Source organism: Roseateles sp. P5_B10 (genome assembly GCF_056400485.1).
The window spans coordinates 1-529 of sequence record NZ_JBFULE010001746.1; the positions used below are offsets into that span (position 1 = coordinate 1).

Consider the following 529-nt stretch of genomic DNA (forward strand, 5'->3'; position numbering starts at 1 on the left):
CATAACAGCACGGTCGCGACGGCGTCGATGAGGCGCTTCGTTGCCGCTTCGCCCTCGGTGGCCCGCGTCGCCGCCAGCAGCGGCACGAAGGCCTGCGAAAATGCGCCCTCAGCAAACAGACGTCGCAGCAGGTTCGGGATCCGGAACGCGACGAGAAACGCATCGGTCATTCCGGTGGCGCCGAAAAGGCCCGCCACCATGGTTTCGCGGACAAGGCCGGTGATGCGCGAGGTCAGGGTCAGCAGGGAAATGGTCGACGCAGCGCGCAGCAGATTCATGGCGGCGGATTATCTGTGTCGTGAATGGCGCCTTCTTCGATACTCGTCCCAGGCACTTGGCTTTAACCCTGATTTCGGGCTATACTCGTCGTCTTTGCACCAACTGGGTATAGATACAGCATGGCTACCAGCTCCAAAGCCAAGAAGAAGACGGTTCGCCTGGCGTCGGGTCTCAAGCGCGTCCGCCAGGACGCCAAGCTCAACGCCGCGAATACTGCGCTTCGCTCCAAATACCGTACGGTCGTCAAGAA

At 61.1% G+C, this 529-nt stretch carries 1 protein-coding gene and 1 pseudogene; one reads left to right on the forward strand and one right to left on the reverse strand.

Annotated features, from left to right (window positions below):
- A partial coding sequence (locus AC1DU6_RS35670) for a lipid II flippase MurJ (protein WP_477863353.1) occupies positions 1–278 on the reverse strand: 278 nt, incomplete at its 3' end.
- Positions 279–398: 120 nt separating this feature from the next.
- Here AC1DU6_RS35670 and AC1DU6_RS35675 point away from each other — a divergent pair.
- Positions 399–529 (forward strand): annotated as a pseudogene (locus AC1DU6_RS35675) (30S ribosomal protein S20); the annotation flags it as partial.